At 40.9% G+C, this 719-nt stretch carries 2 protein-coding genes; both read right to left on the bottom strand.

The window, feature by feature from the left end:
- The coding region (locus AC1DUA_RS39710; protein WP_477504887.1) for a GTP-binding protein at positions 1-84 on the bottom strand (84 nt) is incomplete at its 3' end.
- Between the two features lie 77 nt (positions 85-161).
- Positions 162-719 (bottom strand): metal ABC transporter solute-binding protein, Zn/Mn family (locus tag AC1DUA_RS39705; protein WP_477504886.1); only part of this gene is annotated, 558 nt, incomplete at its 5' end.

Here is a 719-nt window from a genome sequence, read left to right as displayed (position 1 = left end):
ATGCAGAACGTGGTTCAGCAGCGTTGTTTTACCTGCTCCTAAATAACCGCTTAAAACTGTCACTGGAATTTTGTGATCGGACATCTTAACCCTCCATTTAATTGTAATTATTACGATTAATTATCATGCAATAAGCAAACCCATGGTTTGCATACTTAACTCTATTCGTTTAACGCTTTCTTTAAAGCTTCCAGATTATTCGTCATAATACCGATGTAATCCAAATTTTTCTTCTTCTCTTCATCCGTCAACCCTTCCAGCGGGTTTAACACATCCGTTTTGGCATTAAGCTCCTTGGCAATGGTTGTGGCTACTTTCGGATCCACTAGAGTCTCAAAGAATATCGTTTTGACTTGGTTTTCTTTCGCAAACTTAATAATATCGGCCATTTTTGTAGGTGACGGTTCTTCTTCAAGTGAAAGTCCAGCGATTGGCACTTGTGTCAATCCATATTCTTTAGCCAAATAGCCAAAAGCAGCATGYTGTGTCACGAAATCTTTCTTTTTCACATGCTCTAGCCCTGTACGAAAGGATGTATCCAAAGCTTTAAGCTTACCGATAAACACATCTGCATTTTTACGGTAATCTTCTTGATGCGCTGGGTCAGCTTGAGACAAACCGACGAAAATGGACTCTACCTCTTTCTGTGCAAGCGCTGGATCCAACCAGACATGAGGGTCCAGAATTTCCCCACCCTCTTCCTCTTTGTGTCCTTCTTC

It is taken from the genome of Paenibacillus sp. 01T422 (assembly GCF_056398785.1).
Note: the sequence above shows the minus strand (reverse complement) of the source record. Positions and strands in the feature narration are given on the sequence as shown.